This is a genomic window from Pseudomonas sp. NPDC089407 (assembly GCF_044900445.1).
Taxonomy (GTDB): domain Bacteria; phylum Pseudomonadota; class Gammaproteobacteria; order Pseudomonadales; family Pseudomonadaceae; genus Aquipseudomonas.
In genome coordinates this window covers 138,272-152,467 of the sequence record NZ_JBJDNB010000012.1, presented here as the reverse complement: position 1 = coordinate 152,467, position 14,196 = coordinate 138,272, and the positions used below count along the sequence as shown (strand labels likewise).

The following is a 14,196-nucleotide window of genomic DNA, read 5'->3' as shown; positions in this document are numbered from 1 at the left end:
TCGGCCAGTGTCTGCAGGGCCTGTTCCAGGGCCGGCTGGCCACGCCAGTCATGCTCGCTGAACGGCAGCTCGACGGCCTTGCGTACCACCTGCACCGCCTGCTCCAGCGCGCCTTGCAGGATGAAGCCGCTGCGCAGGATATCGTGGGCATCGAGCGTAGCCTGCCAGGCGTGCTGGAAGCGCTGCACGTCCAGCCCGTGCACGTCCACGCGCAGCTGGTTGATGTAGTTGCCGGCCTGCTGGTCGTACAGGGTGTGGAACAGCATGCCCTGCTGCATCGGCGACAGCGGGTAGACATCGGCGATCTGCGCGGCGGCCAGTGGCAGGCTGTCCAGTTGTGCCTGGGTCAACGCAGCCAGCGGGAAGTCGGATGGCGTCACGCCTTGGTGCTCAGCGTTGCAGCAGTGCTCAACCAGTTCCGCCAAGGCGTGCTCGTACGCGTGCGCCAAGCCGTCGATGGTGGCCGGGTGGTGCACGTCGGCGCTGTAGGTCCACTCCAGGAACAGCTCGCCGCCATACACCTGGCCGGTGATGCTCAGCCAGTTGCCCAGCTGCGCGCCCGTGCATTGGCTACGGCCCGCGCTTTCACCGCTTGGGGCGAACAGTGCACCGGTTTCGCTATCGAAACTGGCATCGAACTGGCCCAGGTAGTTGAAGGTGACACGGGGCTGGGCGGCCCGCTCAAGCTGCCCGCGCACCTCGGCATCGCCAAGGTAGCGCAGCAGGCCGTAGCCGAGGCCTTTGTCCGGCACCGCGCGCAGCTGCTCCTTGATCGCCTTGAGCGACTGGCCAAGCTCATGGCCGGGGGTGAGGCGCACCGGGAACAGGCTGGTGAACCAGCCCACGGTGCGGCTGAGGTCGACGTCGTCGAACAGGTCTTCGCGGCCATGGCCTTCCAGTTGGAGCAGCACGTTGTCCTGGGCGCTCCACTGGCAAAGGGTGCGTGCCAGCGCCGTCAGCAACAGGTCGTTGACCTGCGTGCGGTAGGCGGCCGGGGCGTGCTTCAGCAGCTTGGCGGTGCGCTCGGCATCCAGGCGGGTAGCGGCGGTGCGGGCATGGGTATTGGCCAGGCTGCCCTGCGGGTTGTCGCGTGGCAATTCGCCGTGGTCGCCAGCCAGTGCCTGCAGCCAGTAGTCGCGCTGGGCTTGCAGCGCCGGGCTGGCGGTGTACAGGGCCAGGCGTTCGGCCCAGGTTTTCACCGGCGTGGTCTTGGCTGGCAGGCTCACCGCCTGGCCAGCGAGCACCTGCTGGTAAGCCTGCTGCAGGTCTTCCAGCAGCACCCGCCACGACACGCCATCGACCACCAGGTGATGCACCACCAGCAACAGGCGCTGCTGGCCATCAGCGAAGTCGAACAACTCGGCGCGCAGTAGCGGCCCATGTTCCAGGTTCAGGCTGGCTTGCACCTCATTGCCGGCAGCGTCCAGTTCGTCCAGCGTTGCCAGGTTTCGCTGGCGCAGCAAAGGGGCGTTAACCTGCGCCTGGAAGCGTGCCTGCCACTGGCCATCGCTGCGAGTAAAGCGCAGGCGCAGGGCATCGTGCTGCCCGACCACGGCGCGCAGGGCCGCCTCCAGCGGTTGCAGTTGCACCGGGCTGGCCGGTTTGAGCAACACCGACTGGTTCCAGTGCGCCGGTTGCGCAACGTCCAATGCGAAGAAACGCGCCTGGGCTGGCAGCAGTGCCGCTTCACCGCTGGTAGCCGTGTCCACGGCAGCGGCAACTGCAGGCTGCTTGGCTTCGACACGCTTGGCCACCTGGGCCAGCTGGGCGATGGTCTGTTGTTCAAACAGTTGCTTGGGGGTGACCTTGATGCCCTGGCGCTTGGCCCGGGCGATAATCTGCAGGCTGAGGATCGAGTCGCCGCCCAGTTCGAAGAAGTTGTCGCTGCTGCCGACCTGTTCCAGCTTGAGCACATCGGCCCACACGGCGGCTAGTTTCTCCTCGATGTCACCTTGCGGTGCCACATAGCCCCGGCTGACCGCGCCCGGTACGGGCAGCGCGCGCTTGTCGAGCTTGCCATTGGCGGTCAGCGGCAGGCGCTCCAGCATCAGTATCTGCGCCGGCACCATGTAATCTGGCAAGCGCGCCTGCAATTGCACGTGCAACTGCTGCACGGTCACGCCGCTGTCGGCTACCAGGTAGGCGACCAGTTGCAGGCGCTCGGCATCGCCTTCCAGCGGCAATGCCAGCACCACGGCCTCGCTGACGCCGGGCAGGCCGGCCAGCACGCGGCCGACTTCGCCTGGCTCCACGCGGTAACCACGGATTTTTACCTGGTCGTCGGCGCGGCCGATGAACTCGACCAGGCCATCGGCCGTCAACCGCGCGCGGTCACCGGTGCGGTACAGGCGGGCACCGGCTGCGCTGAGAGGGTCCGGCACGAAGCGTTCAGCCGTCAGCGCAGGCTGGCCCAGGTAGCCTTGGGCGACGCCCTGCCCACCCAGGTACAACTCGCCGGCCACCTGTGCCGCCAACGGGTTGAGGTAGGCATCCAGCACCTGGGCGCAGGCATTGCCCAGCGGGCGACCGACCGGCACCGTGCGGCAGCCCGGTACGGGCTGGTCGGGCTCGAAGGTGAGCACACCCACGGTGGTTTCGGTGGGGCCATAGTGGTTGATGACACGGCAATCCGGGCGCAGTTGGCGGACCTTTTCCAGCAGGCCCCAGCTGCACGCCTCACCGCCCAGGATCAATGCGTTGGCGGGCAGCACATCAGCGCCGCGGGCCGCTTGCAGCAGGCCTTGCAGGTGGCTTGGCACCAGCTTCAGTACGCCCACCTGATGCTGCGCCATGTAGCTGGCGAAGCCATCCGGGTCGAACGCCAGCTCCTGTGGCAACAGGTGCAGCAGACGGCCCGAGGCCAGGGCACCGAACAGCACGGTATGGCCCAGGTCGGCTGCGGTGGTGGAAACCATCGCCATGCTCGCCGCTGCCGGCAGTTGCAGGCGCTCCAGCACCGCCTGGGTATAGCTGGCCAGCGCCCCGTGGCTGACCACCACGCCTTTCGGCTGGCCGGTCGAGCCCGAGGTGTAGATCAGGTAGGCCGGTTGTTCGGCGGCAATAAATTGCTCGACCGGGCTGTCGCTGCAGGCTGCCCACTGCGTGTGATCGCAAGCAACGACCTGTACGCCATCGAGGCCGGCGAAACGCAGGTCTTCCGGTGCGTGCAGCAACAGCGCAGCGCCACTGTCGGCAATCAGTTGCTGCAAGCGTTCCTGGGGTTGCTGGGCGTCCAGTGGCAGGTAGGCAGCGCCGGTCTTGAGCACGGCCAGCAAGGCGCTGACCCACTCGATGGAACGGGGCAGGCACAGGGCGACGATGCTGCCTGCACCCACTCCGCGTTGGCGCAGGTAATCGGCCAGGCGGTTGGAGGCGGCCTCCAGCCCAGCCTGGGTCATGAACCGGTCACCGGCGCGCACGCCGCCGTGGGCCTGGCCTTGGCCCATGGCCTGGCGCCACAGGCCGAGGATGTCGCCATGCGCATATGGCTGCACGCTGGCTGGCAGCACGGCTGCCACTTCCGGGCTGTCGACGATCGCCTGCTGCGGGTCGCGGACCAATGCATCCAGCACCTGGCGCAGCGAAGCGGCCATGCGCTCGATGGTGGCCTGCTCGAACAGGTCGGTAGCATAGGTGAAGTAGCCTTCGATGCCGTCAGCCTTGTCCGAGAAGTCGAAGGCCAGGTCGAAGCGGGCATCACCGCCGTCGCGGGCAAAGCCTTCCACTTCCAGCGCACCGAGGCGCTTGCGCCCGGCGTCGCTGGCCGCCACATGCTGGTTGATCTTGAACTGGAACAGCGGGTTGTGTGCCAGGTTGCGCTCGGGCAACAACGCATCGACCAGGTGCTCGAACGGCAGCTCCTGGTGCGACTGGGCGCCGCCGATCACCGCTTTAACCTGCTCCAGCAACGCCGCAAACGTGGCGCGCTCGTCCACCTGCACACGCAGTACCTGGGTGTTGATGAAGAAACCGATCAGGCCTTCCAGCTCCTTGCGGTTGCGCCCGGCATTCGGTGCACCGATGCGGATGTCGGCCTGGCCGCTGTAGCGCGACAGCACCACGGCCATGGCCGCCAGCACCAGCACGAACAGCGTGTGGCCACCCTTGCGCGCCTGGCTACGCAGGGCTTCGGCCTGGGCGCCGGCAATGTCTACCCGCACCACCGCGCCCCGCTGGCTTGGCGTGGCCGGGCGCTCGAAGTCCAGCGGCAGGCTCAGCACCGGCTGCTCGTCACCCAGCTGTGCCTGCCAGTATTGCAGTTGGCGCTGGACCTCGCCGGCTTCAAGCCAGGCGCGTTGCCAGATGGCGTAATCGGCATACTGGATCGGCAAGGCCGGCAGTTCGGCCTGGCGCCCTTCGGCCAGGGCGCTGTACAGCTGGATGAACTCCTGCACCAGCACATCGCTGGACCAACCGTCGGAGATGATGTGGTGCATGCTCAGCGCCAGCACATGCTCCTGCTCTGCCACGCGCAGCAGGGTCACCCGCAGCAGTGGCCCGGCCAGCAGGTCGAACGGCTGCTTGAGCGCCGCGTCCACGGCCACGCTCAGCGCGGCTTCATCAGGGCTGCCATCGAAGATCACCAGCGCCAATGGCAACGGGCACTGCGCGAGGATTTCCTGGTGAAACTCGCCGTCCTGCGAAGCGAAGCGCGTGCGCAGCGATTCGTGGCGCTGCACCAGCGCATCCAGCGCCTGTTGCAGCACCGCCTGGTCCAGCGCCCCCTTCAGGCGCACTGCCATCGGTACGTTGTAGGCCGGGCTGTCCGGCTCCAGCTGCCAGAGGAACAACAGGCGCTGCTGGGCATACGACAACGGAATGCGCGCCAGGCCGTCGCGGGCGGGCACGATGGGCAGCAGGCGGAAGCTTTGCCCGCTGGCCTGCATCTTGTCGAGGATCTGCTGGCGTTGCTCCACAGGGAGGCCGACGAAACGTTGGGCGATGCGTTGTGCTGCTGTGAGTTCCATGTCAGGCCTCTGTGAATGCGTTCATCATGTTTTCGATATCGCACAGGCCATCGTCGGACAGCGACAGGGCCTGCTCCTCCAGCGCCTGGGCAAAGGCGCGCAGTTCGGGGTGGGTGAAGATCAGCCGCAGGGGTATGTCCAGGCCCAGCTCGACGTTGATCCGCGACACCGCCTGGGCGGCCAGCAAGGAGTGGCCACCCAGCTCGAAGAAGTTGTCGTTCAGCCCGACCCGGGTAACGTTCAGCAACTGTGCCCAGAGGCTCGCCAGCTGCTGTTGCCGCTCGGTCTGCGGCGCCTCGTAGTCGTGCTGCGGCGGGTTCGGGTCGGGCAGCGGCAAGGCCTTGCGGTCGAGCTTGCCGCTGGGGGTCAGTGGCATGCCCGGCAAGGTCACCAGGTAGGCCGGGATCATGTAGTCCGGCAGGCTGGCCTTGAGGTACTGCTTCAAGGCCAGGCGCAGGTCGCCGGCGTAACCTTCGGTCGGTACGGCGTAGGCACACAGCTGCTTGCCGCCAGGCAGGTCGATGGCCAGCACGGTGGCTTCGCGCACGTCCGGGTGCGCCCGCAGGTACTGCTCGATCTCGCCCAGCTCGATACGGAAGCCGCGCACCTTCACCTGATGGTCGACCCGGCCGCGATAGGCCAGTTGGCCGTTTTCGTCGTAGCAGCCAAGGTCACCGGTGCGGTACAGGCGGCCACCGCCAACCGGGTCGAACGGGTCGGGGATGAAACGCTCGGCAGTCAGCGACGGCCGCTGGTGGTAACCGCGCGCCAAGCCACCGTCGCCGCCGATGAACAGTTCGCCGGGCACGCCCACCGGGGTTGGCGCCAGGCCGTCGTCCAGGGCATGCAGGCTGCGGCCGGCAATGGCGCGGCCGATCGGCACGCCACCCTGGCTGATCTGCGCGTCGGTCATCTGTGAGCAGTCATACACCGTGGCGACCACGGTGGCTTCGGTAGGGCCATAAGTGTTCAACAGGCGCACCGCTGGCGGGCCATCAGCCAGCCAGGCACGCAGGGCGTCTTCCGGTACTGCCTCGCCACCGACGTGAATCTGCTTCAACCGGCCATAGGCCTCGGGGCCGCGGCGCTCCAGCGCCAGCAGGCGCCAGTAGGCCGCTGGCAGGTCGGCCACGGTTACCCCGTGGCGGTTGATTTCGTCCAGCAGCGTGGCGGTGTCCCACAACCGCAGGTCACGCAGCACCACGCAGGCGCCCTGGGCCAAGGGCGGGAAGAATTGCTCGATGAAACCGTCGAAGCTGAAGGTGGCGAACTGCAGCACGCGGTCGTCCGGGCTGAGCCGCGAATAGTCGCCGGCCACCTGGCAGAACACCGACAAGGCATGGTGATCGATGGCCACGCCCTTGGGCATGCCGGTGGAGCCGGAGGTGTAGATCACGTAGGCCAGGTTGTGCGGCGCGGCCAGGTTGGCCAGCGGCTCGCCGGGCCAGGCCTGCAGCCACTCGGTGCCTGGCTCCAGCAGCACGCAGGGCAGCTGTTTGCCCAGTTGCAGGCGCTCACGCGAAGGGGCATCGGCCAGCAGCAAGCCGATGTTGCTGTCTTCGACCATGTAGGCCAGGCGCTCTTGCGGGTAGTCCGGGTCCAGCGGCACATAGGCGCCGCCAGCCTTGTGGATGGCGACCAGCGCCAGGGCCATGCCCAGGCCACGCTCGACCGCTACGCCGACCAGACGGTCCGGGCCCACGCCCAGCGCCCGCAGGCGGTGCGCCAGCCGGTTGCTGCTGCGGTCCAGTTCGGCATAGGTCATGTGCTGGTCATCAAAGATCAGCGCCAGGGCCTCTGGCCGCTGTTGCGCCTGGCGTTCCAGCAACTGGTGCGCGCACAGCCCACTGCCGGCCTGCGCGGCCGGGTTCCAGGCATGGGTCAGTTGCTGGCGCTCAGTGCTGCCAAGCATGTCCAGCTCGGCAATGCAGCGCTGGGGTTCGGCACAAATGGCCTCCAGCAGCGCTTGCCAGTGGCCGGCCATGCGCTCGATGCGCGGGGCGTCGAACAGGTCAGTGGAGTAGTTGAACGAAGCGGTCACGCCATCAGAGCGCTCCAGGGTGTTGAGCGAAATGTCGTACTGCGCGCCAGGCTCCAGCAAGTCCACTTCCTTGACCTGCAGGCCGTGCAGGGCATCGCTGGACACCTGTTCGCCAAGGTCGCGCAGGTGGTTGTACAACACCTGGAAGAACGGGTTCACACCCTGGTCACGGTCGGGGTACAGCGCTTCGGCCACCTCGAGGAACGGCACGTCCTTGTTGGCCTGGGCCTGCAAGGTGGTTTCCTTGATCGCCGCCAGCAGCTGCGGGAACGGCTGACTGCCATCGACACCAATGCGCGCCACCACCGCGTTGATGAAGAAGCCGATCAGCCCTTCCAGCTCCAGGCGGTTACGGTTGGTCACTGGTACGCCGATGTTAAACGTACCCTTGCGGCTGTAGCGCGACAGCACGATGGCATAGGCCGCCAGGAACACATGGAACAGCGTGGCATTGGACGCCACTGCCAAGGCCCGCAGGCGCTCGGTCAGGGCCAGTGGCAGGCGCACATCGAAGCGGCTGCCCTGGTAGCTCTTGACCTGTGGCCGCCTGCGGTCGGCAGGCAGTTCGAGCACTTCGAAGTCGTCTTCCAGGCGGCCTTTCCAGTAGTCGATCTGCGCCTGCATCTGCCCTTCGGCCAGCCACTTGCGCTGCCAGGCGGCGAAGTCGGCGTACTGCACCGGCAACGGCTCGAGGGTGTGTGCCTGGCCTGTGGCCGCGGCGTTGTAGGCGGCGGCGAACTCGCGCACCAGCAGGCTCATCGACCAACCGTCGGAGACGATGTGGTGCAGGGTCAGCGACAGCAAATGCTCCTGGTCCTGCACCTTGAACAGACGCGCACGCAGCAGCGGGCCGCGCTCAAGGTCGAACGGGACAAAGGCTTCGGCCTCCAGCTTGCGCATCTGCGCGGCGTGGTCGTGGCCGCTGAGGTCTTCGAAACCGATCGGCACCGTGGCCGTCGGCAGAATGCGCTGCCAAGGCAGGCCATCGGCCTCGACGAACACCGTGCGCAGCGATTCGTGGCGCGCCACCAGTGCATCCACGGCGACCTGCACGGCGGCACGGTCGAGGTTGCCGTGCATGCGCACCGCCATCGGCGTGTTGTAGGCCAGGCTTTGCGGGTTGAGCTTCCAGAACAGCCACTGGCGGTTCTGCGAGCGCGACACCGGCAGAGGGTGCTGGCGGTCGAGGATCTCGATGTCCAGGCCCGCGCCCTGCTCGCCCTCGGCCACCGCCTGGGCGAAGGCCTGCAGGTCGACGGTGTCGAACAGCGTGCGCAACGGGATATCCACGCCCAGTTGCTTGCGCACCCGCGAAACGGCCTGGGTAGCCAGCAACGAGTGCCCACCCAGGGCAAAGAAGTTATCGCTCAGGCCCACCTGGGCGACTTGCAGCACGTCAGCCCAGATTTGCGCCAGCTGCACCTGCAGCGGGGTTTGCGCAGGCTGGTAAGCCACCTGGGTAGCGACAGGCTCGGGCAGCGCCTTGACGTCGACCTTGCCGTTGACCGTGACCGGCAGCTGCTGCAGCACCATCAGGTGGGTGGGCACCATGTGTTCGGGCAGCACGCCTTTGAGGGTGCTGCGGATCGCGTCCTGCCAGGCCAGGCTGTCGGCTGGCATCTCGCGGGGTACCAGCCAGGCCGCCAGTTGCAATTGCGGCGTCTGGCCATGCACGCGGACCAGGGCATTGGCGACGCCGTCCAGCGCGCGCAGCTGGTTTTCGATTTCGCCCAGCTCGACGCGGTAGCCACGGATTTTTACCTGGCCATCCATGCGCCCGGCAAATTGCAGGTCGCTGCCCTGGCGCACCCAGTCACCGCTGCGGTACAGGCGCTGGCCGTGGCTGCCGTTCGGGTCGGGAACAAAGCGTTCGGCAGTGAGTGCCGGGCGGTTCAGGTAACCACGTGCCAGGCCCGCGCCGCCGATGTACAGCTCGCCCTTGGCCTTGAACGGCAGGGGCTGCAAGCAGCGGTCGAGCACCGCGACATGGGTGTTGGCCAGCGGTTGACCGAGGCTGATGTGCTCGTTCAGTTCGGCGACCAGCACACCGACGGTGGTCTCGGTCGGGCCGTAATGGTTGAACACCTTGAGTTCAGGGGCCAGTTGGCGGATCTTGCCCAGCAGGCCCGGGCTGATGGCCTCGCCACCGAGTACCAGGCACTGCCCTGGCAACGCTGCGCGCCCTGCCACCAGCATCGCCTCCAGGTGCGACGGTACGATCTTCAGCGCATCGACCTGGTGCTCGGCCAGGTAGGCGGCGAAACCTTCGGCATCCAGCACCTGCTCGCGCAATAGCAGGTGCAGGGTGTGGCCGCCGCACAAGGCGCCGAACAGCATGGTGTGGCCAAGGTCGGCCGCCGGGGTCGAGACCTGGGCCATGCTGCGGATATGCTCGACCGGCAGGCGCGCGCTGATGCCATCGACATAGTTGGCCAAGGCTGCATGGCTGATCGCCACGCCCTTGGGCTGGCCAGTGGTACCGGAGGTGTAGATCACGTAGGCCAGGCTGGCCGCTGCGGGAGCTGTGCGCGTGGCGCTGCCAACACCGGTTTGTGCCCAGTCCAGCTGCTGCACAGTGGCTGGCAGCTCGGCTTGCCAGTGACCGGGCGCCAGCACCAGGCGTGTGCCGCTGTCGGTGAGCATGTAGGCCAGCCGCTCAGCCGATTGCTCAGGTTCAAGTGGCAGGTAGCCGCCACCGGCCTTGAGCACGGCCAGCATGCTGGCGAGCATGCCGACACTGCGATCGGCCAGTACACCGACCAGCGTGTCTGGCCCTACCCCGGCTTCGATCAGGCGGCTGGCAATGGCCTCGGCGCGGGCCTCCAGTTCGGCATAGCTGGCCTGCTCGCCTGCGGCCACCACCGCAATGCGCTCAGGGTGACGGCGGGCGGCAGCAGCAAAACGCTGGTGCACCATGGGTGCTTCATCAGCCGGCGCTGGCGAAGCACCGGCGCTGGCCAGGCCCGGCAATACCAGCTCGCCCACCGCGCCAGCCGTTTCGGCGGCCAGCGCCTGCACCAGGGCCAGCCACTGCTCGCCGAGGGTTTCGACGGTGGCCGCATCGAACACATCGGTCGCATAGGTGAACGCCGCATGCAACTGCCCGGCGCGCTCGTGGGTGTCCAGCGCCAGGTCGAAGCGCGCACTGTGCTTTTCCAGGGCAATCGGCGCCAGGCTCAGGCCGGATCGGGTCTCGATCGCCTGTACATCCGCCACCTGCGCCTGGTGGTTGAACAGCACGCGGAACAGCGGGCTTTCGCTAGTGCGCGGCAGGTCCAGGGCCTCGACCAGTTGCTCGAACGGCAAGTCCTGATGGCTTTGTGCGCCCACGGCGGTTTCCCGCACGCGCTGCAGCAGGCCAGTGATATCCAGCAGCGGGTCGATCTCGGTGTGCAGCACCTGGGTGTTGATGAAGCAGCCGATCAGGCCTTGGCCTTCGGCACGGTTGCGGTTGGCGATGGGCACACCAACGCGGATCGCGGCCTGGCCGCTGTAGCGCTGCAGCAGCAGCTTGAAAGCGGCCAGCAGGACCATGAACAGGGTGACGTTGTGCTTGCGCGCCACACCGCGCAGGCGTTCGGCGACGTCTGCAGCAATAGGGAACTCGTGGCGTGCGCCGCGGTAGCTGGGGCGGCCCTGACGGGTGCGGTCCAGTGGCAGCTCCAGCGGCGAGTGATCGTCGCCCAGGCGTGCCTGCCAGTAGGCCAGCTGGCGCTCCTGCTCGCCGGCCTCCAGCCAGCTGCGCTGCCACAGGGCGTAGTCGCGGTACTGGATGGGCAGCGCAGCGAGGGTAGCATCGCTGCCGGCCACAGCGGCGTCGTAAAGGTGCAGGAATTCGTCGATCAGCACGTTCATCGACCAGCCGTCGGCGACGATATGGTGCAGGGTCAACAGCAGTACGTGTTCTTGCGCCGCCAGTTGCAACAGGCGCACACGCAGCAGCGGGCCGCTGGCCAGGTCGAACGGTGCCAGGGCTTCGGCTTCGGCGATGGTCTCGATGGCGGCCTGGCGAGCGTTGTCGTCCAGACCGCTGAGGGCATCCTGGCGCGGCTGTAGCGGGGCTGGGGTTGCATCAACCTGCTGGCGCACGTCATCGCCGTCGGCGACAAAGCGGGTGCGCAGCGTTTCGTGGCGCGCCACCAGGGCATCGAAGGCCTGCTGCAGGGCGGCCAGATTCAGCGGGCCGTGCAGGCGCACAGCCATGGGCAGGTTGTATGCCGCGCCTTGCGGGTCCAGCTGCCAGAGGAACCACATGCGCCGCTGGGCGTACGACAGCTGGTCACGCTCAGCCACCTCCACCCCAGGCGCAATCGGCAGCACGGAAAAATCCATGCCCTCGCCCTGCAGCGCCTTGAGGAACAGGCGGCGCTTGTCGGGGCTGAGTTCGATGAAGCGGCGGGCGAGCTTGAGCGTTTGGTCGGCATTCATGTCGAGCGGAGTCCTGGCAGTCGAGCGGTAACTGTCAGACGAAGGTGTGGGGGGGTTATTTAGTGGAGGGTGGCGGGGGTGGCAGGTGTTCGCCAGGACAGGTTCAGCGCCTGTGAGATCGAGCGCCGCCCGCGCGGCGCTTCGCGGGGCAAGTCGGATCGCCGCACCGCCGCTCCCACATCTGTTTCGGGCCAGTTACTTCTGTGCCTATGGTGCGCGCACCCTGGGTGCATGGCTGGAGATTGATGAAGAGCAGCGGCGCCCCCTTCAATATCGAAGGGAACAAACAAGGCGGACAGAGGTGACTTGACAGGATGGACTGGCCCGAAACAGATGTGGGAGCGGCCTTGTGCCGCGAAGCGCCGCGCGGGCGGCGCTCGATCTCACAGGCGACACACCTCTCAAGGCAGGCACCTGGCCGCCCTGCCCCTGTTTCAAGACAGGCACATTGGGGTGACAGCTGCACACGGGGTGGAAAACCAGGCATATGATGAACCCGGTAGGCCCGAGAGCCTCCCGCGTACAGCTGTCGTGTCAACAATCATCATATGTCTTGCCAGGTTTCCACACCCGATCGCTGAACCGTCAGCGACAGGTAAAGCCTAGAGGGCGGGATTTGCAGGAACAATCAGACGCGGGTCGACAGAGGTTGTAGGGTATTTCGCAGGGGGTGGAGTTGCCAGTGCTGAGGCGTAGGAATAGTCTGGAATTGATGTAGGTTGCGGGGGCTTGTCGGGGGAATGCATCAGGGCTGGCAGGTGTTCGCCACAACATCTTCAGCGCTGTGAGATCGAGCGCCGCCCGTGCGGCGCTTCGCGGGACAAGTCGGATCGCCGCACCGCCGCTCCCACATCTGTTTCGGGCCAGTCCATCCTGTTAAGTCACCTCTGTCCGCCTTGTTTGTCCCCTTCAATATCGAAGGGGCGCCACTACTCTTCATCAACCTCCAGCCATGCGCCAAGGCTGCACCCCACCTGGCACAGGAATAATTGGCCCGAAACAGATGTGGGAGCGGCGGTGCGGCGATCCGACTTGTCCCGCGAAGCGCCGCGCGGGCGGCGCTCGATCTCACAAGCGCTACACCTCTCAAGGCAGGCACAGGGCAGCCCCCACTCCCAAATCAGCCCAACCCCTCGCTATACCCCTGCGCCATCGCCACCACCACCTTGCGCTTGCCGGTAAACGGCGACCGCGCATGCGCCGCCAGCATGTTGTCGAGCATCAACACATCATTCGCCAGCCACGGAAAACTGATGGTGCATTCATCCAGCACCCCGCGCACTTCATCGAGCAACGCGTCCTCGATGGTCGAACCGTCGCCGTAGTACACGTTACGCGGCAGGTCCTCTTCCTCGACAATGTCCATCAGCGACTCACGCACCTCCGGCTGCAGGTTGGACACATGGAACAGGTGGGCCTGGTTGAACCACACGTCATCGCCGGTCACCGGGTGGCGTGACACCACCTGGCAGCGCTGGCGGGTGCGCAGCTCGCCGTCGTCCTTCCAGATGCACTCGATGGCATGCGCCCGGCAATACGCTTCGACCTGGCGCGGGTCTTCGGTGTTGAACACTTGCGACCACTCCACATCCAGGCCATTGCCGTAGTTGCGCACGTACATCAACCCCTTATCCACCAGCCGTTCACGAATGCGCGCCGGCATGCGCCGGTACACCTCGCGGCTGTCGGCAATTGGCGTTTCGCCACCTGTTTCGGCGGGGATCACGCTGTAGAACCAGATCTTCATCGGCCATTCCAGGGTATACGCCTGCTCGTTGTGCAACGGGATACTCTGGTGCGCCGGGTACTCGGTGGAGGTGTACACGCCTTTGGTCACGTTGCTGCGCGGGGTAGAGCCGAACTCGTAGTTGAGCAACGGGTGGCCGAACGAGGCGGCGAACTGGCGGAAGGCTTCGGCACCCGCCACTTCAAAGCCGCGGAACAGGATGCCACCCGCCTGCAACAGGTGCCGGTCGACCAGTGGCTGCAGTTCGGCAAAGGCTTCCAGCAGGTCGACCCCCGGCTCCGGCGCACGCACCAGCAGCGGCAGGTTGCCGCGCGCGGCGTCCAGCGGTTCGATGGCAAAGCTCAGCAGTTCACTCATGTACGGTCACCTCAAGCCAGGGCCGCGTTGGCGGCGAAAACGGGATGTGCGCCATGGCAGCGCCTGACTACATGAACGAGCGGGCCTGCGGGAAATTCACCAGCCCCGCACACACCAGGTAAAGCCAGCGCGCGCCGGTTCGTCTGAACGATGTGCCCCCTTTTATCGCCCAGGAACCGTACATGACTCGCCAGCTTCTGCTCCTCGCCCTGTTCGCCGCGGCTCCGGCCGCCTGGTCGGCAGAGCAATGCGCCGTGGAAATCCACGGCACCGACCAGATGACCTTCGACAAAACCGCCATCAACGTGCCCAAGGCCTGCAGCCAATTCACCGTCACCCTCACCCACCCCGGCGACATGCCGAAAAACGTGATGGGCCACAACTGGGTACTGAGTACCCAGGCCGACATGCAGGGTGTGCTGGATGACGGCCAGAAGGCCGGCGAGGCGCAGGACTACGTCAAGCCCGGCGACACCCGGGTAATCGCCCACACCCGCCTGATCGGCGGCGGCGAACAGGACAGCGTAACCCTCGACACCCAACAACTGAAGGCCGGTACCGACTACAGCTTCTACTGCTCGTTCCCGTTCCACAGCACCTTGATGAAAGGCACCCTGACCCTCGGCAGCTGACCACGCCCCTACCCCACAAGCGAG

At 66.4% G+C, this 14,196-nt stretch carries 4 protein-coding genes; 1 reads left to right on the top strand and 3 read right to left on the bottom strand.

The window, feature by feature from the left end; translation table 11 throughout:
- From ACI2KG_RS12055 to ACI2KG_RS12045, 3 genes are all read right to left on the bottom strand, one after another.
- Positions 1-4,967 (bottom strand): amino acid adenylation domain-containing protein (locus ACI2KG_RS12055; protein WP_404662063.1); only part of this gene is annotated, 4,967 nt, incomplete at its 3' end.
- A 1-nt stretch (position 4,968) separates the two neighbouring features.
- Complete coding sequence (locus tag ACI2KG_RS12050; protein WP_404662062.1) at positions 4,969-11,436, bottom strand: amino acid adenylation domain-containing protein; 6,468 nt, start codon at positions 11,434-11,436, stop codon at positions 4,969-4,971.
- Between the two features lie 1,120 nt (positions 11,437-12,556).
- The gene (locus tag ACI2KG_RS12045) at positions 12,557-13,540 is read right to left on the bottom strand and encodes a TauD/TfdA family dioxygenase (protein ID WP_404662061.1); all 984 of its coding nucleotides are present in this window, start codon (positions 13,538-13,540) and stop codon (positions 12,557-12,559) included.
- Positions 13,541-13,722: 182 nt separating this feature from the next.
- Here ACI2KG_RS12045 and azu point away from each other — a divergent pair, with 182 nt between their 5' ends.
- A complete protein-coding gene (azu, locus tag ACI2KG_RS12040; protein WP_404662060.1) occupies positions 13,723-14,172 on the top strand; it encodes an azurin in 450 nt (149 codons plus the stop codon).
- Positions 14,173-14,196 lie beyond the last annotated feature (24 nt).

What these genes read in the sequence shown, in the direction of transcription:
- ACI2KG_RS12050 (WP_404662062.1), bottom strand. Translation starts at nt 11,436, where the DNA reads ATGAATGCCGACCAAACGCTCAAGCTCGCCCGCCGCTTCATCGAACTC.
- ACI2KG_RS12045 (WP_404662061.1), bottom strand. Translation starts at nt 13,540, where the DNA reads ATGAGTGAACTGCTGAGCTTTGCCATCGAACCGCTGGACGCCGCGCGC.
- azu (WP_404662060.1), top strand. Translation starts at nt 13,723, where the DNA reads ATGACTCGCCAGCTTCTGCTCCTCGCCCTGTTCGCCGCGGCTCCGGCC.